Source organism: Methylobacterium nigriterrae (assembly GCF_037106235.1).
Classification (GTDB): Bacteria; Pseudomonadota; Alphaproteobacteria; order Rhizobiales; family Beijerinckiaceae; genus Methylobacterium; species Methylobacterium nigriterrae.
The window spans coordinates 72,449-99,400 of sequence record NZ_JBAWTG010000013.1 but is presented as its reverse complement, the minus strand read 5'-3'; the positions used below and the strand labels follow the sequence as shown (position 1 = coordinate 99,400).

30 protein-coding genes are annotated in these 26,952 nt (G+C 69.1%); 8 read left to right on the top strand and 22 right to left on the bottom strand.

The genetic code is table 11. The annotated features are described in order from the left end of the window. Positions 1 to 102 precede the first annotated feature (102 nt). From ilvC to WDW90_RS10100, 4 genes are all read right to left on the bottom strand, one after another. Positions 103 to 1,122 carry a ketol-acid reductoisomerase gene (gene ilvC / locus WDW90_RS10115; RefSeq protein ID WP_336487248.1) on the bottom strand — a complete coding sequence of 340 codons (1,020 nt, stop codon included), beginning with the start codon at positions 1,120 to 1,122 and terminating at the stop codon, positions 103 to 105. Between the two features lie 154 nt (positions 1,123 to 1,276). After that, positions 1,277 to 1,921 carry a glutathione S-transferase family protein gene (locus tag WDW90_RS10110; protein WP_336487247.1) on the bottom strand — a complete coding sequence of 215 codons (645 nt, stop codon included), beginning with the start codon at positions 1,919 to 1,921 and terminating at the stop codon, positions 1,277 to 1,279. A gap of 39 nt (positions 1,922 to 1,960) precedes the next feature. Next, positions 1,961 to 2,503 carry an acetolactate synthase small subunit gene (gene ilvN / locus WDW90_RS10105; RefSeq protein ID WP_336487246.1) on the bottom strand — a complete coding sequence of 181 codons (543 nt, stop codon included), beginning with the start codon at positions 2,501 to 2,503 and terminating at the stop codon, positions 1,961 to 1,963. A gap of 23 nt (positions 2,504 to 2,526) precedes the next feature. Continuing rightward, a complete protein-coding gene (locus WDW90_RS10100) occupies positions 2,527 to 4,302 on the bottom strand; it encodes an acetolactate synthase 3 large subunit (protein ID WP_336487245.1) in 1,776 nt (591 codons plus the stop codon). Positions 4,303 to 4,689: 387 nt separating this feature from the next. Here WDW90_RS10100 and WDW90_RS10095 point away from each other — a divergent pair, with 387 nt between their 5' ends. The 8 genes from WDW90_RS10095 to WDW90_RS10060 all read left to right on the top strand — a co-directional run bounded on the left by WDW90_RS10095 (position 4,690) and on the right by WDW90_RS10060 (position 15,965). Further along, positions 4,690 to 5,199, top strand: a complete 510-nt coding sequence (locus WDW90_RS10095) for a chemotaxis protein CheW (protein ID WP_336487244.1) — start codon at positions 4,690 to 4,692, stop codon at positions 5,197 to 5,199. Between the two features lie 12 nt (positions 5,200 to 5,211). After that, on the top strand, positions 5,212 to 6,687 hold the full coding sequence (locus WDW90_RS10090; RefSeq protein WP_336487243.1) for a CheR family methyltransferase: 1,476 nt from the start codon (positions 5,212 to 5,214) through the stop codon (positions 6,685 to 6,687). A gap of 2 nt (positions 6,688 to 6,689) precedes the next feature. After that, positions 6,690 to 7,268, top strand: a complete 579-nt coding sequence (locus WDW90_RS10085) for a chemotaxis protein CheW (RefSeq protein WP_336487256.1) — start codon at positions 6,690 to 6,692, stop codon at positions 7,266 to 7,268. A gap of 72 nt (positions 7,269 to 7,340) precedes the next feature. Continuing rightward, positions 7,341 to 9,011, top strand: coding sequence for a methyl-accepting chemotaxis protein (locus WDW90_RS10080; protein WP_336487242.1), 1,671 nt, complete (start codon positions 7,341 to 7,343; stop codon positions 9,009 to 9,011). 18 nt (positions 9,012 to 9,029) lie between these two features. After that, complete coding sequence (locus WDW90_RS10075) at positions 9,030 to 11,303, top strand: hybrid sensor histidine kinase/response regulator (protein ID WP_336487241.1); 2,274 nt, start codon at positions 9,030 to 9,032, stop codon at positions 11,301 to 11,303. Between the two features lie 17 nt (positions 11,304 to 11,320). Next, positions 11,321 to 12,373, top strand: coding sequence for a chemotaxis-specific protein-glutamate methyltransferase CheB (gene cheB / locus WDW90_RS10070; RefSeq protein WP_336487255.1), 1,053 nt, complete (start codon positions 11,321 to 11,323; stop codon positions 12,371 to 12,373). Positions 12,374 to 12,375: 2 nt separating this feature from the next. Continuing rightward, the gene (locus WDW90_RS10065; RefSeq protein WP_336487254.1) at positions 12,376 to 14,100 is read left to right on the top strand and encodes a response regulator; all 1,725 of its coding nucleotides are present in this window, start codon (positions 12,376 to 12,378) and stop codon (positions 14,098 to 14,100) included. 2 nt (positions 14,101 to 14,102) lie between these two features. Continuing rightward, on the top strand, positions 14,103 to 15,965 hold the full coding sequence (locus WDW90_RS10060) for a response regulator (protein WP_336487240.1): 1,863 nt from the start codon (positions 14,103 to 14,105) through the stop codon (positions 15,963 to 15,965). Positions 15,966 to 16,071: 106 nt separating this feature from the next. Here WDW90_RS10060 and rplQ read toward each other — a convergent pair whose 3' ends face one another. The 18 genes from rplQ to rpsQ all read right to left on the bottom strand — a co-directional run bounded on the left by rplQ (position 16,072) and on the right by rpsQ (position 26,945). After that, on the bottom strand, positions 16,072 to 16,488 hold the full coding sequence (gene rplQ, locus WDW90_RS10055; RefSeq protein ID WP_336487239.1) for a 50S ribosomal protein L17: 417 nt from the start codon (positions 16,486 to 16,488) through the stop codon (positions 16,072 to 16,074). Positions 16,489 to 16,667: 179 nt separating this feature from the next. Then, positions 16,668 to 17,705, bottom strand: a complete 1,038-nt coding sequence (locus tag WDW90_RS10050; RefSeq protein WP_336487253.1) for a DNA-directed RNA polymerase subunit alpha — start codon at positions 17,703 to 17,705, stop codon at positions 16,668 to 16,670. 82 nt (positions 17,706 to 17,787) lie between these two features. Next, a complete protein-coding gene (locus WDW90_RS10045) occupies positions 17,788 to 18,663 on the bottom strand; it encodes an MBL fold metallo-hydrolase (protein WP_336487238.1) in 876 nt (291 codons plus the stop codon). A gap of 45 nt (positions 18,664 to 18,708) precedes the next feature. After that, on the bottom strand, positions 18,709 to 19,098 hold the full coding sequence (rpsK, locus tag WDW90_RS10040) for a 30S ribosomal protein S11 (protein WP_009866710.1): 390 nt from the start codon (positions 19,096 to 19,098) through the stop codon (positions 18,709 to 18,711). Between the two features lie 169 nt (positions 19,099 to 19,267). Then, positions 19,268 to 19,636 carry a 30S ribosomal protein S13 gene (rpsM, locus tag WDW90_RS10035; protein ID WP_336487237.1) on the bottom strand — a complete coding sequence of 123 codons (369 nt, stop codon included), beginning with the start codon at positions 19,634 to 19,636 and terminating at the stop codon, positions 19,268 to 19,270. Between the two features lie 207 nt (positions 19,637 to 19,843). Then, a complete protein-coding gene (locus tag WDW90_RS10030; RefSeq protein ID WP_336487236.1) occupies positions 19,844 to 20,446 on the bottom strand; it encodes an adenylate kinase in 603 nt (200 codons plus the stop codon). A 184-nt stretch (positions 20,447 to 20,630) separates the two neighbouring features. Next, entirely contained in the window at positions 20,631 to 21,977 is a 1,347-nt protein-coding gene (gene secY / locus WDW90_RS10025) for a preprotein translocase subunit SecY (RefSeq protein WP_336487235.1), read from the bottom strand. Positions 21,978 to 22,113: 136 nt separating this feature from the next. Further along, positions 22,114 to 22,614 (bottom strand): 50S ribosomal protein L15, encoded by a 501-nt coding sequence (gene rplO, locus WDW90_RS10020; RefSeq protein WP_336487234.1) that lies wholly within the window; start codon positions 22,612 to 22,614, stop codon positions 22,114 to 22,116. Positions 22,615 to 22,624: 10 nt separating this feature from the next. After that, positions 22,625 to 22,825, bottom strand: coding sequence for a 50S ribosomal protein L30 (gene rpmD / locus WDW90_RS10015; RefSeq protein WP_336487233.1), 201 nt, complete (start codon positions 22,823 to 22,825; stop codon positions 22,625 to 22,627). Positions 22,826 to 22,840: 15 nt separating this feature from the next. Further along, entirely contained in the window at positions 22,841 to 23,428 is a 588-nt protein-coding gene (gene rpsE / locus WDW90_RS10010) for a 30S ribosomal protein S5 (protein ID WP_336487232.1), read from the bottom strand. A 90-nt stretch (positions 23,429 to 23,518) separates the two neighbouring features. Continuing rightward, complete coding sequence (gene rplR, locus WDW90_RS10005) at positions 23,519 to 23,881, bottom strand: 50S ribosomal protein L18 (protein WP_336487231.1); 363 nt, start codon at positions 23,879 to 23,881, stop codon at positions 23,519 to 23,521. Positions 23,882 to 23,893: 12 nt separating this feature from the next. Further along, positions 23,894 to 24,427, bottom strand: a complete 534-nt coding sequence (rplF, locus tag WDW90_RS10000) for a 50S ribosomal protein L6 (RefSeq protein ID WP_336487230.1) — start codon at positions 24,425 to 24,427, stop codon at positions 23,894 to 23,896. A 22-nt stretch (positions 24,428 to 24,449) separates the two neighbouring features. Beyond that, positions 24,450 to 24,845, bottom strand: coding sequence for a 30S ribosomal protein S8 (gene rpsH, locus WDW90_RS09995; protein WP_151004803.1), 396 nt, complete (start codon positions 24,843 to 24,845; stop codon positions 24,450 to 24,452). 13 nt (positions 24,846 to 24,858) lie between these two features. Continuing rightward, entirely contained in the window at positions 24,859 to 25,164 is a 306-nt protein-coding gene (rpsN, locus tag WDW90_RS09990; protein WP_336487229.1) for a 30S ribosomal protein S14, read from the bottom strand. A 38-nt stretch (positions 25,165 to 25,202) separates the two neighbouring features. Further along, positions 25,203 to 25,769, bottom strand: coding sequence for a 50S ribosomal protein L5 (gene rplE, locus WDW90_RS09985; protein WP_336487228.1), 567 nt, complete (start codon positions 25,767 to 25,769; stop codon positions 25,203 to 25,205). Then, on the bottom strand, positions 25,762 to 26,079 hold the full coding sequence (gene rplX / locus WDW90_RS09980) for a 50S ribosomal protein L24 (protein ID WP_336487227.1): 318 nt from the start codon (positions 26,077 to 26,079) through the stop codon (positions 25,762 to 25,764). Before rplX ends, rplE begins: the two co-directional genes overlap by 8 nt. Further along, entirely contained in the window at positions 26,079 to 26,447 is a 369-nt protein-coding gene (gene rplN / locus WDW90_RS09975) for a 50S ribosomal protein L14 (RefSeq protein WP_336487226.1), read from the bottom strand. The genes rplX and rplN overlap by 1 nt, the downstream gene beginning before the upstream one ends. Before the next feature lie 243 nt (positions 26,448 to 26,690). Continuing rightward, a complete protein-coding gene (rpsQ, locus tag WDW90_RS09970; RefSeq protein ID WP_336487225.1) occupies positions 26,691 to 26,945 on the bottom strand; it encodes a 30S ribosomal protein S17 in 255 nt (84 codons plus the stop codon). Between the last annotated feature and the right edge of the window lie 7 nt (positions 26,946 to 26,952).

The window sequence follows — 26,952 nt, the reverse complement described above, 5'->3', positions numbered from 1 at the left end:
GAGGGCGCCCCTGTAGGGCTGAGTTGCGAGCGCAGGCTGCCCAATCACAGAGCGTGGGGCAACCTCGGCCGGTCCTGAGGCGAATTCGCCAACAGCGTCCGATCAGTTGCGGGACTTGTCGACGAGCGCCTTCTCGGAGATCCACGGCATCATGCCGCGCAGCTTCGCGCCGACTTCCTCGATCGGGTGGGCGGCGAGCTTGGCGCGGGTGGCCTTGAACGAGGTCTGGCCGACCTTGTTCTCCAGCATCCAGTTGCGGGTGAAGATGCCCGACTGGATGTCGTTGAGGACGCGCTTCATCTCGGCCTTGGTCTCCGGCGTCACGATGCGCGGGCCGGTGACGTACTCGCCGTACTCGGCGGTGTTCGAGATCGAGTAGTTCATGTTGGCGATGCCGCCCTCGTAGATGAGGTCGACGATCAGCTTCACCTCGTGCAGGCACTCGAAATAGGCCATCTCGGGCGCGTAGCCCGCCTCGACGAGCGTCTCGAAGCCGGCCTTGATCAGCTCGACGAGGCCGCCGCAGAGCACGGCCTGCTCGCCGAAGAGATCCGTCTCGCACTCCTCCTTGAAGGTCGTCTCGATGATGCCGGCGCGGCCGCCGCCATTGGCCGAGGCATAGGACAGACCGAGGTCGTGCGCGTTGCCGGACGCGTCCTGCGCGATGGCGATCAGGGTCGGCACGCCGCCGCCCTTGAGATACTCGCCGCGCACGGTGTGGCCCGGGCCCTTCGGGGCGACCATGAGCACGTCGAGATCCTTGCGCGGCTCGATCAGGTTGAAGTGCACGTTGAGGCCGTGCGCGAACAGGAGGGCGGCGCCCTGCTTCATGTTGCCCTCAAGCGAATCCCGGTAGATGTCGCCCTGCAGTTCATCGGGGGTGAGCATCATCACCACGTCGCCCCACTTGGCGGCCTCGGCGACCGACATCACCTTGAAGCCCTCGCCTTGGGCCTTCTTGGCGGTAGCCGAGCCCTCGCGCAGCGCGATGACGATGTCCTTCACGCCCGAATCGCGAAGATTCAGCGCGTGGGCGTGGCCCTGGCTGCCGTAGCCGACGATGACGACCTTCTTACCCTTGATGAGGTTCAGGTCTGCGTCGCGATCGTAATAGACCCGCATGGCGGCTTGTCCCTTTTCCGGTGTCGATGAGTGCGCTCCGGCGCCCTCGTTCGCGCGGCCGTGCGATGGCGGCGCTTTTAGCGAGGCGATCCCCTTGACGAAAGGGGAAATCGCCGCATGGCAGCGCTCCCGCGCCGACACTCCCCGCCCGTCGTCACGCCGGAAGCGGAAGTCCTTCCCGCTCGAAGACCCGCTGCACCGCCGGGCGCTCGGCCATGGCCCGCGCATGCCGCGTCCAGGACGGGAAGCGCCCGGCCATGTCGAACTCCAGCGCCGGGCTGCGCCCCCAGATCCAGAACAGGAGAAGGTAGGGGTCGACGACGCTGTAGCGGCCGCCGACCGCCCAGCCGCCATCGGCGAGACGCACCTCGGTCATCGTGCAGAGGTCGCCGAAGGTGTCGGCCCCCTTGGCGCGGATTCCGGGATAGGCCGCCTCGTCGGCGCTGTAGCGCTCGGCCCTGCGGATATGAGCGTAGGCCGGGTGATGGTTGGTGGAGAGCCAGCCGAGCCACTCGTCGGCGACGGCTTGATCGCGCAGGCTTTCCGGCCAGAGCTTCGCATCGGGGTGCGAGCGGGCGATGTGGCGCAGGAGCGCCGTGTTCTCGGTGAGAACCCAGCCGTCCTCGTAGAGCGCGGGCACCCGGCCGCGCTCGTTGACCGCGAGATATGCGGGCGCGCGCTGGTCCCCGGCCTGCAGGTTGAGGCGGACGGTCTCGAAGGGCGCACCGGTCTCCTCCAGCGCGATGTGCGAGGCGAGCGAGCAGGCGCCGGGTGCGTAGTAGAGCGTGCGGGCGGTCATCCGATCTTCCATTTGCGGCGGCTGGCTTCGGAACACGGTCTACAGCGGCTCCGCCCCGCGTCCCATCGCGGCGATGCCCGTGCGGCAGATCTCGACGAGGCCAATCACCGTCATCAGGCGGATGAAGCGGTCGACCTCCTCGGTCGAGCCGGTGAGCTCGAACACGAAGGAATTGAGCGTCGCGTCGAGGGTCTTGGCGTCGAAGGCGGCCGCGAGCCGCAGGGCTTCGCTGCGGTGATCCCCCTGCCCCACGACCTTCACGAGGCAGATCTCGCGCTCCAGCGAGTTGCCCTGGAGGGTGAGGTCGACGACCCGGTGCACCGGCACGAGGCGGTCGAGCTGCGCCTTGATCTGCTCGATCACCGCGTTGGTGCCGGTCGTCACGATGGTGATGCGGGAGAGGTGCCGGGCCTCCTCGGATTCCGACACCGTGAGGCTCTCGATGTTGTAGCCCCGGCCCGAGAACATCCCGGAGATCCGGGCGAGGACGCCCGGCTCGTTGTCCACGATCACCGCGAGCGTGTGCCGGTTGACGGCCTCGACCCGGACCGGCTCGGGATAATGCGTGTTCATGGCGTTCATGGTCCTGCTCCTCCCCGGCCGCCTCAGACCAGCATCTTGCCTTCCTCGGAGATCACGTCCCCGAGATCGACGCCGGTCTCGCCGAGATAATCGGAGAGCAGCATCTCGTTATGCGCCTTGCCCGACGGGATCATCGGGAAGCAGTTCTCGGTCTTGTCGACGACGCAGTCGAAGATGACCGGCCCGTCATAGTCGAGCATGTCCTTGATCGCGGCGTCGAGATCGCCCGGCTTCTCGCAGCGGATGCCCTTGGCGCCGTAGGCTTCCGCCAGCTTCACGAAGTCCGGCAGGCTCTCCGAGTAGCTCTGCGAGTAACGCGAGCCGTGCAGCAATTCCTGCCACTGGCGAACCATGCCCATGTACTCGTTGTTCAGGATGAAGATCTTGACCGGCAGGCGGTACTGCACGGCCGTCGACAACTCCTGGATATTCATCAGGATCGAGGCCTCGCCCGCGATGTCGATGACGAGCGCGTCCCGGTGGGCGAGCTGAACGCCGATCGCGGCGGGCAGGCCGTAGCCCATCGTGCCGAGGCCCCCGCTTGTCATCCAGCGGTTCGGCTCCTCGAACTTGAAGTACTGGGCCGCCCACATCTGGTGCTGGCCGACCTCCGTGGTGATGTAGGTCTCGCGCGCCTTGCAGGCCTCGTAGAGCCGCTGCACCGCGTGTTGCGGCTTGATGATCGTGCCCGACGGCCAGTAGGCGAGGCACTCGCGCGCGCGCCACGTGGTGATCTTGGCAAGCCATCCCTCCAGGCGGTCCTTGTCGGGCTGGGCCGGCAGCGCGCGCCAAGCGGCCAGCATGTCCTCCAGCACCGCGGCGCAATCGCCGACGATGCCGACATCGACCTTGACGACCTTGTTGATCGAGGAGGCATCGACGTCGACGTGGATCTTCTTCGAGTAGGGCGCGAAGGCGTCGAGCCGGCCGGTGATGCGATCGTCGAAGCGCGCGCCGATGCAGATCATCACGTCGCAATCGTGCATCGCGAGGTTGGCCTCGTAGGTCCCGTGCATGCCGAGCATGCCCAGGAATCTGTCGTCGGAGGCGGGGAAGGCCCCGAGGCCCATCAGGGTCGAGGTGACGGGGAAGCCCGTCTCCGCGACGAGCTCGCGCAGGAGGCGCGAGGCCTCGGGTCCGGAGTTGATGACGCCGCCGCCGGTGTAGAAGACCGGCCGGCGCGCGGAGGCCATCAGCTCGACGGCCGCGCGGATCCTGTCCGGATCGCCCTTGACGGCTGGCCGGTAGGTCTTGTGGCCCTCGAAGGTCGGGCGCTCGTAGAGCCCGCTTGCGAACTGGATGTCCTTCGGCAGGTCGACGACGACCGGGCCAGGGCGCCCGTGGCTCGCGACGTAGAACGCTTCGTGCAGGATGCGCGGCAGGTCGTCGATCGACTTGACGAGGTAATTGTGCTTCGTGCAGTGGCGCGTGATGCCGACCGTGTCGCATTCCTGGAACGCGTCGGTGCCGATCAGGTGCGTCGGGACCTGGCCGGTGATGCAGACGAGCGGGATCGAGTCCATCATCGCGTCGGTGAGGCCCGTGATGATGTTCGTGGCGCCGGGTCCCGAGGTCACGAGGACGCAGCCGACCTTGCCGGAGGAGCGGGCATAGCCTTCCGCCGCGTGGACGGCGCCCTGCTCGTGGCGCACGAGCACATGCTGGATCGCATCCTGGTGGAAGAGCGCATCGTAGATCGGCAGCACCGCGCCGCCGGGATACCCGAACAGCGTATCGACACCCTGATCCTGGAACGCCCGGATGACCATTTCGGCCCCGGTCATGACCTCGCCGCTCATCGCCTTGCTCCTTGAACCCGTTCTCGAACTCCGTTGCGCTTCAACCCGGCCGCGGGCAACAAAAAAGGGCCCCGACTGGGACCCCGCATGCGCCACCGCCCGGATCGCGGCCCCGTCTCAGGGCCGCCCCGTCAGTGGCGCTTCCGTTACGATAAGGATGTGACGCATCGGGGTAACGTCCGGACCTGTCTCGCCCGCCCGAAACAGGCGAGTCGCGAAAAGTGTCGCGTCTCATAGCGGAGAGGTCATCGAGGGTCAACGGGGCTTCGCGGACCGGCGGGCTCGAAACCGTGATGGTGGACGCGATTGCCCCGGGCACGCGCCCGACCTATCAGGGGCCTTCAGCAATTCTCCAGGCAGCAATTCTCCAGGAAGGCAACGTCACCGGTGGTCACCTCCGAGGCGGCACGGGCCGAGACCGCGGCTTTTCTCCTGCTCGACGTGGCGGGGGTGCCCTGCGCGCTGCCCCGCGCGGCGGTGAGCGAGATCCTGCCGCTCCCGACCCTGTTCCGGCCGCCTGCCGTCGGACCGCTCCTGGCCGGATTTCTCAACCTCGGCGGCGCGGCCGTTCCGGTGGTCGACCTCGCGCGCCTGTTCGGCCTGCGCGAGGAGCCGGTGGAGCCGGGACCCTATGCTCATCTCGTTCTCGGCGCCGACCGCACGACCGCCTACCTCGTCGACCGGGTCAGCGACCTCGTCACCGTGGAGGCGCGGGCGATCGGTCCCGTCTCCGGCGCCGAGACCCTGAACGGCTGCGTCGAGGCCGAGATAAGCCTGGGCGAGCGCCTCGTTCATGCCCTCTCGCCGGCCCGAATCCTGACGGCGGAGGAGCGCGGGCGCCTCGATGCCCTCGCCCGCGCCGCGCAGGAGCGCCTGGCCGCCCTGCCGGTCGCCTGACCGGGGCGTCCCGTGGCGAGAACGGTGCGGCAGGGCCCGCACGATGATCCGGGCTACGCAGCGCTGAAGGCGCAGATCATCGCACGCACCGGGCACCACTACTACGTCGACAAGGACGACCTCCTGTTCGACCGTCTCCGCCGCCGCTTCAAGGCCAGCGGCGCGGCGGATGCCGGCGCCTATCAGGCCCTCTTGAATGCCGGCCAGCCTGGCGCCCAGGAATGGGCGGCGCTCGAGGCCGAGATCACCATCGGTGAGACCTTCTTCTTCCGCTACGCCGAGCAGTTCGATGCGCTGCGCGGCACTATCCTGCCCGGCCTGATCGCCGAGCGCGGGAGCGCGCGGACCCTGAAGGTCTGGAGCGCGGGCTGCTCAACGGGAGCCGAGCCCTACTCGGTGGCGATCCTCCTGCACGAGCTCCTCGGCGAGGCGTTGCCCGACTGGCATCTGACCATTCTCGGGACCGACATCAGCATCGCGGCGCTCGCAACGGCCCGGGCCGCCGAGTACGGCCGCTGGGCCCTGCGAACGCTGCCGGCAGAGGAGCGGGCGCGCTACTTCCGGCGCCTGCCCGCGCGGCCCGGGCCCGCCCGCGAGGGCACCTACCTCCTGCGGCCTGAATTCCGCCGCATGGTCCGCTTCGAGCGGGGGAACCTGATGAGCCTCGTCGAGGGGACGGGTTCGGCGCCCGCTCCCGAACACGACCTCATCCTGTGCCGCAACGTGCTCATCTACTTCCACGCCGACACGGTCGCGGCGATCGTGCGGGCGCTGGCGCGACGGCTGCGGCCGGGCGGGTGGCTGCTGATCGGCCATGCTGAGCCGAACCCGGCCTTCGCGGGCTGGCTGACGCCGGTCAATCTCCCGGGCACGGTCGCCTATCGGCGCCCGGAGGACGGCGCGCTCCCGATCCTGCCGGTCCCGGTCGCGTCGGCGCCCGCTGCGCAGGTCGCGTCTGCGCCGCCTCTCGTATTTCCCCCGGCCGCCGCGGCGCGGACAGAGGCGCTGCCGCCGCGCGCGCTGTCCCCCGTCCCGCTGCCGGTTCTGCCGGCGAGCGCCGCCCTCCCGTCCGAGGCGGCGCCCGACCTGCTGCCCGACGAGAGCCTGGCCCGCATCCGGGCGCTCGCCGACGCGGGCGAGACCGCCGCGGCGTGGCGCGGTATCCGCGAGGCCCTTGCTGCGACGCCGACCGATTCGCGTCTTCGCTTCTTCGAGGGGCTGCTGGCGCACAGCCTCGGGCGTGACGCGGAGGCGGAGCGCAGCCTGCGCGCGGCGCTCTACCTCGACCGGGACTTCGTGATGGCCCATTACCATCTCGGCCTTTTACTCGCCGCGACCGGGCGGCGGCCGGCCGCGCGCCGGGCCCTCGACAATGCGGCCCGCTTGGCGCAAGCGCTCAAGCCAGACGCGGCCGTCCCGGAAGGCGACGGGGCGAGCGCCCGGGAGATTGCCGAGAGCGCGCGCCTCGCGCGGACCGGCTTGGGATGAGGATGCCGGTGGGGGGAACGAAGGCGAGAGCGGACGAGGCCGCGCGGACGCGGGGCCTGCGGGAGGCACGGACCATCGCGCTCGCCCGGCGGGGTCGCGAGCGCGCCTCCGGATCCCTTCGCGGCGACCCGGCGGGTTCGGTCCTTGTCTGCGCCTGCGGCTCCGAGCGCTACGGCCTGCCCCTCGCGGCCGTGGCGCAGATCCTGCCGGCCAAGCCCTGCACGTCGATTCCCGAAGCGCCCCCGGCGCTCCTCGGGATCGTGGCGCTGTCCGGCGCCATCGTCAGCGTGCTGAGCCTCGCCCGCGCCCTCGGCCGCGAGGGCGTGAGCCGTGGCGAGGATGGCCATCTCGTTGTTCTGCGCGCCACCGCCGCCCCGATCGCGCTCGCCGTCGACCGGGCTCTCGGCGTCGCTCGCCTGGCGGCTGACGGGGCGGATTCGGCGTCCGCCGATGCCCGGATCCTCGACGGGTTGGGCAGCGAGGCCGTTTCGGGCTATGCCCCGGCTGAACTCGGCGCGGCCGGCGTCGGGGACTTCGTCGTCGTCGACCTGCCGCGCCTCCTGCGGCGCTTCCTGCCGTGACCCTCTGACTGGAATGACGCGGCCCTGCGGGTTTCGATGCCCGTGAGGCTGCCGGTTGCCGGAGCCTGACGCGTGTCGATCTCGATCGGAAAACGGATCCTCCTCGGCTTCGTCGCCGTTACCCTGGTGATCATCGCGCTCGGCATCTACGCGCTGGGCCAGATCGGGACTGTGCGCGACACGACCGACGCCATTATCAGCCGCGACCTCGCGATCGCCCGCAGGCTCGACGACCTCGGCAACCGTTCCCGCGACATGGGCATCCTGCGGCGCAACGCCGTGATCGGCGTCCTCTCGGACCGCCGTCCGGCCACCGATCAGGAAGAGCCAGCCGCGGCGTGGCGGCGCGCCGCCAACGACACCGAATCCGCCCTCTCGGTCCTGGCCCGCACGACGGACGAGTTCCGGGCATCCTCGGTCTCGCCCGAGCGGGCCGCCGTCTGGAAGCGGCTCAGCGACGCGGCCAATGATTCGATGGCGTCGTTCCGTCAGCTGCGCGCATCGAGCGAGGCGCAGCTCGCCGCCGTCGCAGCGAAGGACATGGCGGCGGTCGAGGCCCGCAACGACGAGCTCAACCGCAGTCAGGAATCCTTCCTGCGCGGCATCGACCGGAACCGCGACCTCCTCGACGAGGGCATCGCGGTCGGCCAGCGCCGCGTCCGCGAGGTCTACGAGCAGAGCCGGATCTCGATCATCCTGACGCTCGTCGCCTGCGTGCTGCTGGCGATCCTCGTGACGGTCCTAATCAGCCGGGCTGTCGTGCGCCCTCTGGAGAAGGTCATGGAATTCGCCGAGCGCGTCGGCTCGGGCGACCTGTCCGGCACCCTCGAGGCGCGCAGCGACGACGAGATCGGGCGGCTCGGGCGAACCCTCAACGGCATGGTGGCGGGACTCGCGGACCTCGCCCGCACCAACCGTGCCGCTACCGCCGACCTCAACGCCGCTGCCGCCGAGATCCGCGCCTCGGCTCAGGAGCAGGCGGCCTCCGTCGAGGAGCAGTTCGCCGCCGTCCAGGAGACGGCCGCCACGGTCGACGAGATCACCCATTCGGGCGCCCAGATCACCAAGCGCGCGGGCGAGGTGATCGCTACCGCGCAGGCGACCGCCCAGACCTCGAAGGCCGGCCTGCGCGCCGTGGCCGACACCGCGCGCGCCATGGACGCGATCCGCGAGCAGGCCGAGGCCGTCGCGGGCAATATCGTGACGCTCTCCGAGAAGACGCAGACCATCGGCGAGATCATCACCACGGTGAACGACATCTCGGAGCGCACGCACCTCCTGGCGCTCAACGCCGCCATCGAGGCGGCCGCTGCCGGCGAGGGCGGGCGCAGCTTCGCGGTAGTGGCCGCCGAGATGAAGCTCCTGGCCGATCAGGCCAAGGGCGCGACAGGGCAGGTCCGGGCGATCCTCGGCGAGATCCAACGGGGCATCAACACCTCGGTGATGCTCACCGAGGAGGCCGTGAAGCGCGCCGCCACCGGAAAGGCGCGCTCGGACACCACCCAGAAGACCATCGAGGAGATCACCGCCCGCGTCGAGGAGAGCGTTCAGACCTTCCAGCAGATCGTGGCCTCGACGAACCAACAGCAGCTCGGCATCGAGCAGGTGATGGGGGCCCTCCAGAACATCCGGCAGGCGAGCCAGCAGACGGCGGCGGGGACGCGCGAGGTGGAGGCGGCCTCGGCGAACCTCACCGAGCTCGCCCAGGCGCTGATGACGCTGGCCGAGCGCTACCGGCACTAGGCGCGCCGCACCCGCCCGATGGACATTCGCCAGCAGCTCCTCGCGGCCTTCGAGGTCGAGCATCGCGAGCACATCGACGCGATCCGGGCGGCTTTGGCCGGCGGCCAGGAGGGCCGCCAGCCTGACTGGAACGACATCTTCCGCCGCGCCCACAGTCTGAAGGGGGCGGCACGGGCCGTCGACCTGCCCGCGGTCGAGGCGGTGGCGCATCGCCTTGAGACCCTGTTCGAGCGGATCGTGAGCGGCGACACGGGTCTCGACCGCGAGGCTACGAGCGCGACGCATCTCGCCCTCGACCGGGTCGAGGCGTACGTCGCCGAGCTGAAGGTGGCTGCTGCGCCCGAGATGCCGGACGACGCGCTCGCCGCCCTCGACCATCGCCTCGCTCCGGACTCCGGATCGTCGCCGCGCGAGCCGCCGGCATCTGCCGTGATCGAGGCCCCGGTGCCCGCCGCCCCGCCCGCCGATGCGGCGGTCGATCCCACGCTGGCTCTCCTGCGGGTGCCGGCCGACGCGGTCGAGGCCCTGACGCGGGCGGCCCACGAGCTGACGAGCACGCTCGGAGGCGAGGCGCAGGTCGCCGACGGCCTCGCGCGCCTCGCCCGAGCGGCCGGCGACCTGCGCCGCCGTGCGGAAGTCGCTCGGGGACGCGGATCGCTTCCCGTCCTTGTCCAGATCCTACGCGATCGGGGCGACGAGGAGGCGAACACGGCCCTTGAGGGCATCCGTTCGGATCTGCGCGCCTTCGAGGCGAGTCTCGCGGCGCTCGCCCGCGAGACCATCGAGCTCGCCCGTCGGCAGGCCGGCGTGGCGAGCGCCATCGAGGGCGCCTCGGCTCGCGTCCGTACTCAGGCCGAGCGCCTCGCTCTCGTCCCGGCCGAGACGGTCTTCGGCGGCTTTGCCCGCTCCTTGCGCGAGACGGCCCGCGAGCAGGGCCGCGAGGTCGAGATCAGCGTGCGCGGGCTCGACTTGCCGGTCGACCGGGCCATGCTTCAGGCTCTGAAGGATCCGGTCCTGCACGCGCTGCGCAACGCGCTCAGCCACGGCGCCGAGACCCCCGAGATCCGGCGGCGGGCCGGCAAGCCGCCGGCCCTCGCCATTCACTTCGAGGCCGCCGCGCGCGGCGGGCGCCTCGTCGTCAGCGTGGCGGATGACGGCCGGGGACCGGATCTCGCCGCCATCGAGGCGACGGCCCGGGCGCGCGGCCTGCTGCGGCCCGGAGACCAGCCGGATGCCGAGGCCCTTCTGGGGCTCGTCTTCGAGCCGGGCTTCTCGACTTCGACCGCGGTGGACACCCTCTCGGGCCGCGGTTTCGGGCTCTCGGTGGTGGCCGACGCCGTCCGTTCGCTCCGGGGCAGCGTGCGGCTCCAACCCCGCGACCCCTGGGGCACGGTGCTGACCATGAGCCTGCCCCTCTCGGCCTCCCGACGCAGCGTGCTCCTCGTGGAGTCGGGCGGCACCACCTTCGCGCTCCCGGGTATCGCCGTCGAACGCCTTCTCCGCCTTGACCGGGCGAGCCTCGGCCACGCCCTGGGCCGTCCGGTCGCGCGCATCGAGGGCGCGGACGCGGAGATGAACCTGCCGATCGTTCCTCTCGGCGATCTCGTCGGCCTGCCCGCGCGCGAGGCGGCGCCCGATGCGCCGACGCTCACCGCGCTCCTGCTGCGGGCGGCCGGCCGCCGGTTTCTCCTCGGGGTCGATCGCCTCGTCGACGTGCGCACGCTCCTCGTCCTGCCAGCGCCGCCGATCGGGGCCGATACGCGGGTCGTGTCGGGCACGGTGATCCTGTCCGGCGACGTGCCCGCCCTGGTTCTTGATCCCGAGGGGCTTGTCGCGCGCGTCGGCGAGACCAGATCGGCGGCAGGGCCGGCCAGCGCGTCCGAACAGCGCGGGGACGCGCGCGGAACGATGCCGGAGACGCGACGTTCGACGATTCTTGTCGTCGACGATTCCATCACCACGCGCACACTGGAGAAGGGCATCTTGGAAGCGGCCGGCTACCGCGTAGTCGTCTGCGTCGACGGGCAGGACGCTCTCGATCGTCTGCGCGCGGACATCGAGACGATTGATCTCGTGGTGGCCGACGTGGAGATGCCGCGCCTCGACGGGTTCGGCCTGCTGCGGGCCCTGCGGGCGGAGGAGAGCTTCGCGCGCCTGCCGGTCATCCTGATGACGTCGCGGGGCGATGCCGATGACGTGGCGCGCGGTCTCGATCTCGGTGCGGACGCTTATCTCACCAAGCAGAAATTCGACCAGCGTCAGCTGCTCGACACGATCGGCCAGTTGCTGTGACCGGACGTGTCCGCGTGATGCTCGTCGAGGACAGCCTCGTCGTGCGCCAACTCCTGATGCACATTATCGGGCGCGATCCGCGCCTCGAACTCGTGGCCGCCGTGGCCTCGGGGGAGGAAGCATTGGAGACGATCGCGGCGAACCGTCCCGACGTGGTCTCCATGGACATCAGGCTGCCCGGCATCGACGGCCTCGAAACGACCCGCCGGATCATGGCCGAGCACCCGACGCCGATCGTGGTGGTGGCGGATGCGGTCGAAGATTCCTCGCTGCGCATCTCGATGAATGCCCTGCGGGCGGGCGCCCTCTCGGTGGTTGAGAAGCCCGTCGCCACGACCCATGCCGGCTACGACGCGGTGGCGGGAGAGATCTGCACCCAGCTGCGCATCATGGCGCAGGTGCCGGTGATCCGCCGCCGCCCGATCGGCACGGAATGGGCGGGCCGCGTCAGCGCGGGGGCCCCCGCGCCCGTGCGGGCGCCGGCGCCGTCCGACCAGCCGAGCGTGCTCGCCATCGCCGCCTCGACCGGCGGACCGCCCGCCCTCGCCCGGGTCGTCGGCAGCTTGCCCGAGAACTTCCCGCTGCCGGTCCTCCTGGTCCAGCACATGGGCGCGGCCTTCATGGAGGGCTTCGCCGCCTGGCTGAACGGCGTCGTGCCCCTGCCCGTATCGGTCGCCCGGGACGGCGAGCGCGCCGAGGGGGGACGGGTCTATGTGGCGCCGGGCGACCGGCACCTCGAGCTCGGCACGAACGACGTCCTGCGCATCCTCGATTCCGCACCGGTCGGCGGGCAGCGGCCGGCCGCGACGGTCCTGTTCCGTTCGGTCGCCCGGCAGGCCGGCTCCCGCGGCATCGGTGTGCTTCTGACCGGGATGGGCGAGGACGGGGCACTCGGCCTCCTCGACATGCGCCGGGCTGGCGCGACGACCGTGGCCGAGCACGAGAGCACGGCCGTGGTCTACGGGATGCCCGCAGCGGCGGTGCGCCTCGCGGCCGCCCGCAGCGTCCTGCCGCTCGACAGGATCGCCGGACATGTTCTGCGCAGCATCAATCCGGAACCTGCGCCGTGAGCATGGAAACCACGCGCGCGACCGAGGCCGATAAGGCCCGCATCCTCCTCGTCGAGGATTCGGAGACGCAGGCCCTCGAACTGCGTCTCCTCCTCGAGAGACAGGGCTTCTCCGTCGAGCGCTGCGCCACCGCCGAGGCGGCTCTCGACCACCTGAACACACGCCTGCCCGATCTCGTCGTCGCGGATTACCACCTGCCCGGCATGAACGGCGACGAGTTCACGCGCCAGATGCGACTGTCGCTGCGCACCCGCGCCCTCCCCCTCCTGATGCTCACGGGTGCCCGCGACGGCGAGCGTCAGGGGCTGGAGAGCGGGGCGGACGCCTACGTGGCAAAATCCGCCGACCGCGATCTGCTGATCCTGCGCATCCGCGCGCTCCTGCGCGAGCGCAAGGGCGTGCCCGCCGCGGAGGGGCCGGGCGTCGCCGCGTTCCGGCGCGGACGCGTCCTCGTGGTCGACGGCAGCACCACCTACCGCACCTTCCTTTCGGGGCTCCTCACGCAGGAGGGCCACGCGGTCACGGCCGCGGATGGGCAGGAGGCGGCGCTCGCCGCCCTCGACGCAGCGGGGGCGAGCTTCGACTGCGTGACCGTTGACCTCCTCGGCCCGGCCTATGACGGCCTCGGCCTCTGCCGGGCGATCCACCAGCGCCGCACCGGCGCGGAGGCCGCACCGTTCCAGCTCGTGGGCATCGCGGGCAGCGCCCCAGCGAAGGATTTTCTTGTCGATGCCTTCGCGGCGGGGGCCGACGACGTCGTCTCGAAGGCCGAAGCCGAGATTCTGGTCATGCGGGTACGCGGCCTCGTCCGCCGTCGCCTCCTGGAGGAGGACGATCGCCGCATCGCCGGCGAGTTCGGCGACCGCGAGCGGGCACTGGAGCGGGCGCGCGCCGAGGCCGAGGCCGCCGAGGCCCGCGCCCAGCTCGCGGGCGCCCTGGAGCGGGCGAACCGCGACCTCGCCGACGCCAATCGCAAGCTCACCGAGACTCAGGCCAAGCTCGTCCAGGCCGCCAAGATGGCCTCCCTCGGCGAGCTCGTCGCCGGCATCGCCCACGAGATCAACAACCCGCTGGCCTTCATCCTGGCGCATCAGGGTACCGTCGAGCGTCTGCTCGGCGAGCTGCCTGCAACCCCGAGTGGCGGGCCCGCGCGCGATTTGGAGGCCGAGCGTGCCCTCGCCAAGGCGCGCGCCCGGGTCGGCTCCATGCGCATGGGGCTCACCCGCATCCAGGATCTCGTGCTCAACCTGCGCAAGTTCTCGCGCCTCGACGAGGGCGAGCGCTCCCTCGTCAACGTGCCCGAGGCGATCGAGACCGTGCTGGCGCTGATCCAGCACAAGCTCGGTACCCGGATCACGGTAGAGCGCGACTTCTCCGGACGCGCGGAGATCCATTGCACGCCCGCACTCCTCAATCAGGTGGTGATGAACATTCTCGGCAACGCCGCCGACGCCATGCCGGAGGGCGGCACGATCCGGGTGGTTACCGAGAGCCAGGACGATGTCGACCTGATCCGGATCAGCGATTCCGGCCCCGGCATCCCGGAAGCGCTCCGCGAAAAGATCTTCGAACCGTTCTTCACCACCAAGCCGGTCGGCTCGGGAACCGGGCTCGGGCTCGCGATTGCATACAGCGTCGTTCAGGCGCATAGCGGCTCGCTCACCGTCGAGTCGGCCCCAGGAGGTGGAGCCTGCTTCGTGATCGGCATCCCGCGGCAGGCGGCTTGAGCATGAACAAAGGCACGATCCTGGCCGTCGACGACGAGCCGGATATCCTGATAGCCCTCGAGGATCTGTTCGAGGACGAGTACGGGGTCGTCGCCACGACGAAGCCGGCCGAGGCCCTGTCCATCCTGGCCGCCGATCCCGACATCGCCGTGATCATCTCGGACCAGCGCATGCCCGGCATGACGGGCGACGCGCTTCTGGCCGAGGCGCGGGCCTTCCACGAGGCGCAGGCGATCCTGCTCACGGGCTATGCCGACATAACGGCCGTGATCGCGGCTCTCAATCGGGGCGGGATCACCGGCTATGTCACGAAGCCGTGGGATGCGGTGCTCCTGCGCAGCACCGTGCGCAACGCCTTCGAGCGTCATCGTCTCGGGCGCGATCTCGCCACGGAACGCGCCCTCCTCCTTGGCCTCCTCGATCATTCCGAGGACGCGATCTCGTTCAAGGATGCCGAGGGCCGCTTCATCCGCCTCAACGCCCGCAAGGCGGCGCTGCTCGGCCGGGATGTCGGTGCCTGCCTGGGGCGCAGCGAGGCGGACCTCGTCGGCGCGCGCGCGGCCGCGACGACGCAGGCCGATGCCGCCGCGATCGCCTCGGGCGAGGCCATGAACAGCCTGACGGCCGAAGGGCCGAACGGGGCCGAGCGCTGGAGCCACGTGGTACGGGTGCCGATCCGCGCGCCTTCCGGCGATGTCGCCCATCTCGCCACGATCGAGCGCGACGTGACCGAGCAGCGCAGCCTCGAGGCGCGCCTGCGCCAGTCCGACAAGATGCAGGCGCTCGGCACGCTGGCGGGCGGCATCGCCCACGACTTCAACAATCTCCTGACGGCGATCCTCGGCAGCCTGGAACTCGTCGGCCCGAAGGTGCAGGACCAGCCGCGCGTCCGCCGCCTCATCGAGAACGCGACGGGGGCCGCGCAACGCGGCGCTTCGCTGACGAAACGGCTCCTCAGCTTCAGCCGCTCACACGATCTCCAGGCGCGCGCCACCGACGTGAACGGGCTGATCGACGGGATGGGCGATCTGTTCCAGCGCAGCCTCGGCGGCCTCGTCACCGTCACGACGGCGCTCGCACCGGACCTGCCTCCGGTGCAGGTCGATTCCGACCAGCTCGAGCTCGCGATCCTCAACCTCTGCATCAACGCGCGCGATGCGAGTTCCGAGGGCGGCACGATCACGATCACCACCGCCCCGGAGTGGGTGAGCGACGACCCTGAGCTTGAGCCCGGCGAGTACGTCCGCATCACCGTCGCGGATTCCGGCACCGGCATTCCCCCCGAGATTCTGCAACGGGTCTGCGAGCCGTTCTTCACCACCAAGGCGGTCGGCCAGGGCACGGGCCTCGGCCTCGCGATGGTGTTCGGTCTCGCGCAGCAATCGAAGGGCCGGCTCCGCATCGAGAGCGTGGTCGGTCGCGGCACGCGGGTCGAGCTCGTGCTCCCTCGGACGGAGGCGGCGGTGGATGCCGAGCAACCGGCGATCGCCGAGGCGCCCGTGGCGACGCGCTCGGCCAGTATCCTCGTCGTCGACGACGACGCCGAAGTCCGCCACGTCACCGCATCCTTCCTCAACGATTTCGGCTATCGCGAGACGGAGGCGGCGGACGGTGCTGCGGCGCTGGAGCTTCTCGAGCGCGGCGCCTTCGACCTCGTCGTGGCCGACCTCGCGATGCCGGGCATGTCCGGCGCCGAACTCGCCGCCACCGTGCGTCGGCGCTGGTCGAACCTGCCGGTGCTGATCCTGACGGGGCATGCCGACGCGATGCAGATCCCGGACGATGTCCCGGTCCTGACGAAGCCGTTCGGATCGGCCGAGCTTGCCGCGCGGGTCTCGGCACTCCTGGAAGGGCCAGCGGATTGATGCACCCCTCCCGACGCTCGGTGCGGCGAGCCGACGCTCCAGGAAGCAGGAACGAAAAAAGGCGGCCTCTCGGCCGCCTTTCTCGTCTCCATGCCCTGAGCCGAGCTCAGGCCGCCGCGGTCTCGCCGCCCTGGGCCGGGCCGGAATCCTGGCCGCGGGCATCGACGTCGCGATCCACGAATTCGATGACCGCCATCGGGGCGTTGTCGCCGTAGCGGAAGCCGGCCTTCATGATGCGGCAATAGCCGCCCGGGCGAGCATCGTAGCGCGGGCCCAGCACCGTGAAGAGCTTCTTGACCATCGCCTCGTCGCGCAGCTGCGCCATCGCGAGGCGGCGGGTGTGGACGCTGTCGGTCTTGCCGAGCGTGATCAGCTTCTCGACGACCGGGCGCAGATCCTTGGCCTTCGGCAGGGTGGTGATGATCTGCTCGTGCTTGATCAGCGCGGCGGACATGTTGGCAAACATCGCCTTGCGATGCTCGGTGGTGCGGTTGAAGCGGCGACCGCGGAAACCGTGACGCATGATCGGCTGTCCTTCATTCTATGGCCGCCGTGCCACGGTACGGCCAAGCGCCTCAGGATCGAGGCTTCTCATTCCGCTTGACCCCGCGGCGGGTTTCTCCCGGATCCGGCTAAGATGCGCCGGGTCCGGATCGGTCGGAACGGGCCGCGAGTCCCGGCCCGGTCCCGGCCGACGCGCCCTCAGTAATGCTCCTCGAAGCGCTTGGCGAGATCCTCGATGTTCTCCGGCGGCCAGCCGGGAACGTCCATGCCGAGGTGCAGGCCCATGCCGGCGAGGACTTCCTTGATCTCGTTGAGCGACTTGCGACCGAAGTTCGGCGTGCGCAGCATCTCGCCCTCTGACTTCTGGATGAGGTCGCCGATATAGACGATGTTGTCGTTCTTCAGGCAGTTCGCCGAACGGACCGAGAGCTCCAGCTCGTCCACCTTCTTGAGGAGTGCCGGGTTGAAGGGGAGCTGCGGCGCGAGCGGCGCGGCCTCTTCCTTGCGGGGCTCCTCGAAGTTGACGAAGACCTGCAGCTGGTCCTGGATGATGCGGGCCGCGTAGGCCAGGGCATCCTCCGGCGAGACCGCGCCGTTGGTCTCGATCGTCATGGTCAGCTTGTCCTTGTCGAGATCCTGGCCCTCGCGGGTGTTCTCGACGCGGTAGGAGACCTTGGTGACGGGCGAGAACAGGGCGTCGACCGGGATCAGGCCGATCGGGGCATCCTCGGGGCGGTTGCGCTCGGCCGGGACATAGCCCTTCCCGGTGGCGACCGTGAACTCCATCCGGATCTCGGCGCCGTCGTCGAGGGTGCAGATCACGAGATCTGGGTTGAGGATCTGGATGTCTCCGACCGCGCCGATATCGCCGGCGGTGACGAGACCAGGACCAGTCTTGCGCAGGGTCATGCGCTTGGGCTGATCCGTCTGCGAGCGGATCGCGATGGTCTTGATGTTCAGGACGATGTCGGTGACGTCCTCGCGCACGCCCGGAATCGACGAGAACTCATGCAGCACGCCGTCGATCTGGATCGAGGTAACGGCCGCACCCTGCAGCGACGACAGGAGCACGCGGCGCAGCGAATTGCCGAGCGTGGTGCCGAAGCCGCGCTCCAGGGGCTCGGCCACGACGGTGGCGACGCGCTTCGGGTCGTCCCCGGTCGTCACCTGCAGCTTGTTCGGCTTGATGAGCTCTTGCCAGTTCTTCTGAATGACCACGGTCCTACCTCTCGCAATACGGGCGCGGGCCGTACTCCTGATCCGCGCCGGATGCCGCGCCGCCTCGCTCCCAAGCGCCGGCCGGCCTCCGAATGGTTCGTTACTGTGCCGCGACCCAGAGTTCGGGCACGAAGCTGTAGCCGGCGCCGTCGCGCACGACGAAGCCGAGGGCCGGAAATTCGAGATGCGAGCCCGCGACGAAGCTGCGCTCGCTCGCCACCTCGTCGAGGACGCGCTTGCGGGTTGCGCGCGCCTGATCCCCGTCGACGTCGAAGACGAGTCCCGCCTCCGGCTGCTTGAACTGGATCGCCGGCAGGTGCACCACGTCGGTCCACATCATCAGCGACTTCGCGCCCGAGACGATGCGAAACCCGGTGTGCCCCGGCGTGTGCCCCGGCAGCGGAACCGCCGTCACGCCCGGCAAGACTTCGCCGCCCCTGATCGTGCGGATGCGGTCCCTGTAGGGAGCGACCGCCTTCCGAGCGCCCTCGAAATAGGGCTTGGCCTCCTCAGGCGCCCGTGTGAGGGCCTCGTCGCCGAGCCAGTGCGCCGCCTCGTCGGCGTGCAGGAGGATCTCTGCGTTCGGATAGGCCGCCCTGCCCGCATCCGCGAGCAGGCCACCCGCATGGTCCGGATGGAGATGCGTCAGGAGGATCGTCTCGATCTCCTCGGGCCGCACCCCGGTGAGTGCCAGTGCCGCCGGCACCCGGCCGAGCGTCTCGCCGCCGAACCCGCCCATCCCGGTATCGATCAGGACCGGCTTGCGGCCCGGCCCGGTGATCAGGAAGGCGTTGAGCGTGATGCGGGGCGCCTCAGCACGAAAGCCGGCAGCCTGAAGCTTGCCGGCCTCTGCCTTCGGAATGCCCGTCACCAGGTCGAGGGACCCCTGCAGGTAGCCGTCATTGAGAACCGTGACCGTGAGGTCACCCAAGCTCCAACGCAATGCCCCCGGGAGTGCCTTCGAACCTTCCGCCACGCATACCTCCGTGTCTCGTTCGTCCGCCGGTGAGATGCCTCCGCTTCAGACGCGGCGGCGCTTCCGCGGGCGGCAGCCGTTGTGCGGGATCGAGGTCACGTCGCGGATCGAGGTCACGGTGAAGCCCGCAGCCTGCAATGCGCGCAGGGCCGATTCGCGGCCTGACCCGGGACCCGACACCTCGACCTCAAGGGTGCGCATGCCGTGCTCGGCGGCCTTGCGGCCCGCATCCTCGGCCGCGACCTGGGCGGCGTAGGGCGTCGACTTGCGCGAGCCCTTGAAGCCCATCGCCCCGGCGGACGACCACGAGATCGTGTTGCCCTGCGCGTCGGTGATGGTGATCATCGTGTTGTTGAACGACGCGTTCACGTGCGCGACGCCCGAGACGATGTTCTTGCGTTCGCGCCGGCGGACGCGGGTCGGTTCCTTGGCCATTTGTCTCGCTCTCTTCCTTCAGGCACGCCCGTAACTCCAGGCGCTCGGGATTTTCTGGGACTTGGCGGCGCTGCCGTGCAGGAGCGTTCCGCTTCGACTGCCGATGCCGATGGGCACCCGGCGCGACGGGACGAAGGCTGCGCGAAGCACGGCCTCCGATGCGAAAATACTACTTCTTCTTGCCTGCGATCGGCTTCGCCTTGCCCTTGCGCGTACGGGCATTGGTGTGGGTGCGCTGGCCGCGGACCGGCAGGTTGCGGCGATGACGCAGACCGCGGTAGCAGCCGAGATCCATCAGGCGCTTGATGTTCATCGAAACTTCGCGCCGCAGGTCGCCCTCGACGAGATAGTCGCGGTCGATCGTCTCGCGGATCTGCAGCACCTCGGCGTCGGTGAGCTGGTTCACGCGGCGCTCGGCCGGGATGCCGACCTTGGAGGTGATCTCCTCGGCCTTCTTCGAGCCGATGCCGTGGATGTACTGGAGCGCGATGACGACGCGCTTGTTCGTCGGGATGTTGACGCCTGCGATACGGGCCAAGGTCTTGCTCCATGTGGCACGCGGGCGCTCCCGGCCCGGGCCTGCTTCTCGTTACACGCGCGTCCGGTGGAGGCCGGCCCCTGCGCGCCGCCCTAACGACAAATCGGCCCGCGGCCGCCCCTAACGAGGCGCCCCGGACCAACTTCCGTCTGGACGAAGACCGGCCTGCTAGCGCGGGGCCGGCGCGATGTCAACTCCCTGCGCCTGTCAGGAATGCGCCGCCTCGGCATGGGGCTCCAGCACCGACATCACCTCCAGCGTCACCGCGTCGATGGGCTTCATCCCGTCGACCGTCCGCAGCATGCCGGTCTTCTCGTAATAGGCGGAGAGCGGAGCTGTCTGCCGCCGATAGGCGGCCAGGCGCGTCTTGAAGACCTCCGGCGTATCGTCCTTGCGCACGGCCTGACCGCGAGCCGCCGTCTCCTCGGCGCGCTTGGCGATACGGCCGACGAGGGCGTCTTCGTCCACCTTGAACTCGACCACCGTCGAGAGCGACAGGCCTTTCTCGGTGAGCATTCTATCGAGGGCGATCGCCTGATCGACCGTGCGAGGGAAGCCGTCGAGGATGAAGCCGCGCTTGGCGTCCGGCTCCTCGATGCGGTCCGCGACGATGCCCACCACGACCGCGTCGGGCACGAGGCCGCCGCTCTCCATCACGGATTTCGCCTGCAGGCCCACGGGCGTGCCAGCCGCGACCGCCGCGCGGAGCATGTCGCCGGTGGAGAGCTGTGGGATCCTGAACCGCTCGACAATCCGCTCGGACTGGGTGCCCTTACCAGCTCCGGGTGGTCCGAGCAGAATGATCCGCATGGCGTCTGTCCTCGTCCGTTGCCCGTCTTCGGGCTTGAAGGGCGTCGGCGACGCCTCCCTGGCGTCACTGCGTCGCAAGTCGTTCTACCGATTTTCCGCCCGTGGGCGAGTCGGAGAAAAGACCAACTCTATCCTGTCCGGGCGATTTGTTGCGGAGATGCCGCGAGGCCGCCCCGCCAGCGGATCAGCGGCGACGCGCCGTCGTCGAGGCGCCGCGCAGCTTGGCCTTCTTGACGAGGCCCTCGTACTGATGCGCCATCAGGTGCCCATGGATCTGCGCCACGGTATCCATCGTGACGGAAACGACGATGAGGAGCGAGGTGCCGCCGAAGCCCAGGCTCGCCGAGGCGTAGGAGGCCAAGATCTCGGGCACCAGACAGACGAACGTGAGATAGAGCGCTCCGATCAAGGTGATGCGGGTCAGAACCCTATCGATGAAGGCGGCGGTGCGCTCGCCGGGGCGGATGCCCGGGATGAAGCCGCCATGCTTCTTCAGGTTGTCCGCTGTCTCCTGCGGGTTGAACACCACCGCTGTGTAGAAGAAGGCGAAGAAGATGATCAGTGCCGCGTAGAGCGCCATGTAGAGCGGCCGGCCATGGCCGAGGTAGGTGGTGATGGTGGCGAGGACCCCGGTGCCGCCCTGGTTCGCCGAGAAGCTCGCGACGGTGGCCGGGAGGAGCAGGAGCGAGGAGGCGAAGATCGGCGGGATGACGCCCGAAGTGTTGAGCTTCAGAGGCAGAAACGAGGTCTGGCCCTCGTACATGCGGTTGCCGACCTGCCGCTTCGGATAGTTGATGAGGAGGCGGCGCTGGGCCCGCTCCATGAACACGATGAAGTAGACCAGCGCGATCGCCGCGACGCCGACGCCAAGGATGACGGCCGAGGAAAGAGCGCCCGTGCGGCCGAGCTCCAGCGCACCCACGATGGCGGTCGGGAGGTGGGCCACGATGCCCGCGAAGATGATGAGCGATGAGCCGTTGCCGATCCCGCGCGAGGTGATCTGCTCGCCGATCCACATCAGGAACAGCGTGCCGCCGGTCAAGGTGATCACGGTCGAGAGCAGGAAGAACGGGCCCGGATCGATCGCGGCGCTCGAGCTCTGCAGGCCGACGGCGATGCCCCAGGACTGCACGAGCGCGAGCAGCACCGTGAGGTAGCGGGTATACTGGTTGATGACCTTGCGGCCGGACTCACCCTCCTTCTTCAGCGCCTCCAGGCTCGGGATCACCGAGGTCAGGAGCTGGATGATGATGGAGGCCGAGATGTAGGGCATGATGTTGAGCGCGAAGATCGCCATGCGCTCCACCGCCCCGCCCGAGAACATGTTGAACAGGCCGAGCACGCCGCCCGCCTGTTGCTGGAAGTTCCGGGCGAACTGCTCCGGGTCGATGCCGGGGATCGGAATGTAGGTCCCGAGGCGGAACACCACGAGAGCGCCCAGCGTGAACCAGATGCGCTTCTTCAGCTCATCGGCCTTGGCGATCGCCCCGAAATTGAGGTTGGCGGCAAGCTGCTCGGCGGCTGAGGCCATGGCCTGGATTCCTGAGAAGGATGGTGCGGGGCCTCGAAGGCACCCGTGTAAAACGAAGCGGCGGCCACGCGCGAGGTCGCACGGGCCGCCGCTCAGCGCTTCGACTTAAGGGCTGCGAGAACCCTGCGCAACCGCGTTACGCGGTCGCCTCGGCCGTACCGCGGGTCGACACGCCGGAGGCGTAGACGACGTTGACGGTGCCACCGGCCTTCTCGACAGCCTCGACCGCCGACTTCGAGGCGCGCGTCACCTCGAAGGTGAGCTTCGTGCTGAATTCGCCGACGCCGAGCAGCTTCACGCCGTCGCGGGCGCGGCTGATGATGCCAGCGGCGACGAGCGCGTCGACCGTCACGGTCGCGCCCTTGTCGAGCTTGCCCGCCTCGATCGCTTCCTGCACGCGGCCGAGATTGACTTCGTTGAGGTCGGCAGCGTGGATGTTGTTGAAGCCGCGCTTCGGCAGGCGACGATGCAGCGGCATCTGGCCGCCTTCGAAGCCCTTGATGGACACGCCGGTCCGGGCCTTCTGACCCTTCACGCCGCGGCCCGCGGTCTTACCCTTGCCGGAGCCGATGCCCCGTCCGACGCGCATCCGGTTCTTGGTCGCGCCTTCGTTGTCGCGGATCTCGTTGAGCTTCATGATGCCCTCCTCAAGCCGCGCCGTCGATGACGCGCACGAGGTGCCGCACCTTGTTGATCATGCCGCGCACGGAGGGCGTATCCTCCAGCTCGGCGACCCGGTGCAGCTTGTTGAGCTTGAGGCCGATCAGCGTCGCGCGCTGGGAGGCCTCGCGGCGGATCGGCGAGCCGATCTGCTCGACGCGAAGTGTCTTGGTAGCCGTCTTTGCCATCTCGCCACCCTCCCCTTACGCCACGGCCGCTTCGGACGTGTCGGACGGGTCGGCGTCGCGGCGGCGGGCCTGCAGGCTCGACACCTTGAGGCCGCGGCGGGCCGCGACGGCGCGGGGGCTGTCCTCGTTCTTGAGCGCCTCGAAGGTGGCGCGCACGAGGTTGTAGGGGTTCGACGAGCCGAGCGACTTCGCCACCACGTCCTGCATGCCGAGCGTCTCGAAGACGGCGCGCATCGGGCCGCCCGCGATGATGCCGGTGCCCTGGGGCGCGGCGCGCAGGATGACCTTGCCGGCGCCGTGACGGCCCTGCACGTCGTGGTGCAGTGTCCGGCCCTCGCGGAGCGAGACGCGCACGAGGCCGCGCTTGGCCGCTTCCGTCGCCTTGCGGATCGCCTCTGGGACCTCGCGGGCCTTGCCGTGGCCGAAGCCGACGCGGCCCTTCTGGTCGCCGACGACGACGAGGGCCGCGAAGCCGAAGCGACGGCCGCCCTTCACCACCTTGGCGACGCGATTGATGTGGACGAGCTTGTCCACGAACTCGCTGTCGCGCTCTTCGCGCTCCTCGCGGCGGCCGCGGCCTCCGCCTTCCCGTTCACGTGCCATCTGTACCTTATCCGTCTCACTGACGCGGGCGGCGGGCCCGCTCGCTTGATGTTGTCGTCTCAGAGGCGGCGCACCGCCCCTTGCCGCCGATCAGAAATCGAGACCACCCTCGCGGGCGGCATCCGCGAGCGCCTTGACGCGCCCGTGATAGAGGTAACCCGAGCGATCGAAGATCACCTGGGTGACCCCGGCCGCCTTGGCGCGCTCGGCCACGAGCTTGCCGACGGCGGTCGCCGCAGCGACATCCGCGCCGGTCTTCAGGCTGCCCTTGAGATCCTTCTCCAGGGAAGAGGCCGCGGCCAGGGTGCGGCCCTGCGCGTCGTCGATGACCTGGACGTAGATCTGCTTCGACGAGCGGAACACCGAGAGCCGGGGCCGCCCGTTGGCCGCCGCCCGCAGCGCGCGGCGCACACGCGCCTTGCGGCGGTCGAGTGCTTCGTTCTTGCGTGACATGTCGGCCGGTCCTTACTTCTTCTTGCCTTCCTTGCGGAAGATGAACTCGCCCGCGTACTTCACGCCCTTGCCCTTGTAGGGCTCGGGACCGCGGTAGTCGCGGATCTCGGCGGCGACCTGACCGACGCGCTGGCGGTCGATGCCCGCGACCACGATCTCCGTGGGCTTGGGCGTCGTGATCGTGATGCCGGCCGGGATCTCGTACTCGATGTCGTGGCTGTAGCCGAGCGACAGCTTGAGCGCCTTGCCGGCCATGGCGGCGCGATAGCCGACGCCGGTGATCTCGAGGCGCTTCTCGAACCCCTTCGAGACGCCCTCGACGAGGTTGGCGACCTGCGCCCGCGAGGTCCCCCACAGCGAGCGGGCCTCCTTCGACTGATTCTTCGGCTCGACCGTGATCGCGCCGTTATCCAGGGCGACGTTGACGAGGCTCGGCACGACGAACTGCAGCTCGCCCTTCGAACCCTTCATCTTGACCGTCTGGCCGTTCACCGTGGCCGTCACGCCGGACGGGACGGAAACGGGCTTCTTGCCTACGCGAGACATAGCCTTCTCCTCTCGCCTGCGATCAGAACACCTTGCAGAGCACTTCGCCGCCGACGTTGCGCTCGCGCGCCTCGTGGTCGGCCATAACGCCCTGCGGGGTGGACACGATGGTGATGCCGAGACCGTCGGCGACGCGCGGCAGCTCGCCCACCGACGAGTAGACCCGGCGGCCCGGCTTCGAGACGCGCTGGATCGAGCGGATGACGGGCTTTCCGTCATAGTACTTCAGCTCGATCGCGAACTCGGTCCGGCCATTGCCGTGATCGGTCGTGGCGTAGTCGCGGATGTAGCCCTCGGACTTGAGGACGTCGAGCACGCTGGCGCGCAGGCGCGAGCCCGGCGTCTGCACGACGTTGCGGCGGCGCTGCTGACCGTTGCGGATGCGGGTGAGCATATCACCCACGGGATCGTTGACCATGGTGATTGCCTCCTTACCAGCTCGACTTGACGAGACCCGGGATCATGCCCCGGTTGCCGAGCTCGCGCAGCGCGACGCGCGAGATGCCCATCTTGCGATAGTAGGCGCGCGGGCGCCCCGTGATCTCGCACCGGTTGCGGATGCGGGTCGCCGAGGAGTTGCGGGGCAGTTCCGCGAGCTTGAGGCGCGCCTCGAAGCGCTCCTCCATCTCGAGGGACTCGTTGTTCGCGACCGCGAGCAGCGCCTTGCGCTTCTCGGCGTACCGCTTCACCAGGTCCTTGCGGTGATTGTTCTTCTCGACTGAGCTTTTCTTAGCCATGTCTCTTCTCTCCAGTGTCCGCGTCTAAGAGCGAGCTCTTACTGCCGGAACGGGAAACGGAAATGCTTGAGGAGCGCGCGGGCCTCCTCGTCGGTCTTGGCCGTCGTGGCGACCACGATGTCCATGCCCCACATCTGCTCGGCCTTGTCGTACGAGATCTCGGGGAACACGAGGTGCTCCTTGAGGCCGAGCGCGTAGTTGCCGCGCCCGTCGAAGGATTTCGGATTCAGGCCGCGGAAGTCACGCACGCGCGGAAGCGCGATGGTGATCAGGCGGTCCATGAACTCGTACATGCGCTGCTTGCGCAGGGTGACCTTGCAGCCGATCGGCATGCCTTCGCGAACCTTGAAGGTCGCGATGGCCTTGCGCGCCCGGGTGATCACCGGCTTCTGCCCGGCGATCAGCGCGAGGTCGGCCGCCGCCACGGACGCCTTCTTCGAGTCCGCAGTGGACTCGCCGACACCCATGTTGATGACGATCTTCTCGATCTGCGGAACCTGCATGGGGTTCTTGTAGCCGAATTCCTCGATCAGCTTCTGCCGCACCACCTCGTCGTAGTGCTTGCGGAGCCGCGGCGTGTAGCCGTCCGTCTTTGCCTCAGCCATCGATCAGATCCCCCGAGCGCTTGGCGAACCGAACCTTGCGGCCGTCCTCGAGAATGCGGAAACCCACGCGCGTCGCCTTGCCGTCTTTCGGGTCGGCGATCGCAATGTTGGACAGGTGAATGGCGGCCTCCTTGGAGATGATGCCGCCTTCCTGGCTCTGCGTCTGGCGCTGGTGGCGCTTGACGAGGTTGATGCCGCGCACGAGCGCCCGGCTCTCCTTCGGCAGGACCTGGATGACCTCGCCGGAACGACCCGCGTCGCGGCCGGTGAGAACGACGACGGTGTCGCCCTTCTTGATCTTGGCAGCCATCACAGCACCTCAGGCGCGAGCGAGATGATCTTCATGTGGTTCCGAGCGCGGAGTTCGCGCGGCACGGGCCCGAAGATACGGGTGCCGATCGGCTCCTTCTGATTGTTGATCAGGACCGCGGCGTTCTTGTCGAAGCGGATGACCGAGCCGTCCGGACGCTTCACGTCCTTGGCCGTGCGCACGACGATCGCCTTCATGACGTCGCCCTTCTTCACGCGTCCGCGCGGGATCGCCTCCTTGACGGAGACCACGATGATGTCGCCGACGCCGGCATACTTGCGCTTCGACCCGCCGAGCACCTTGATGCACATCACGCGGCGCGCACCAGAATTGTCGGCGACGTCCAGATTCGTCTGCATCTGGATCACGGGAGTGACCTTTCCTTGTTTCAGGCGGGTTTCCGCACGCGGGCGGTATTGCCCGGCGGACGACGCCTGATGGGGATCTGATGTCCCCGGCTCATGTAACAGACCGCGCTATCGGCGCTTCACAGCGCCGGCGCGGTCACCGCAATCGATCGAGGACGGCCAGCGCCCCCGCTGAACTTTCGCGAAGGCCGGTCGCTTACACCGCGCCGGCGATTCGCGCAAGGGTATGAGAGCGAGCGCGGCCTACGCGCTCGCCGCGACCTCGGCCCCGCCCTCGACGAGCTTCCAGGTCTTGGTCTTCGAGAAGGGGCGGCACTCCTCGATGAACACCGTCTGCCCGACCTTGGCGACGTTCGCCTCGTCGTGAGCATGGTAGTTCTTCGAGCGGCGGACGGTCTTCTTCATCACCGGGTGGGTGAAGCGGCGCTCCACCTTCACGACGATGGTCTTCTCGCCCTTGTCGCTGACGACGACGCCCTGCAATACGCGCTTCGGCATGGTTGAC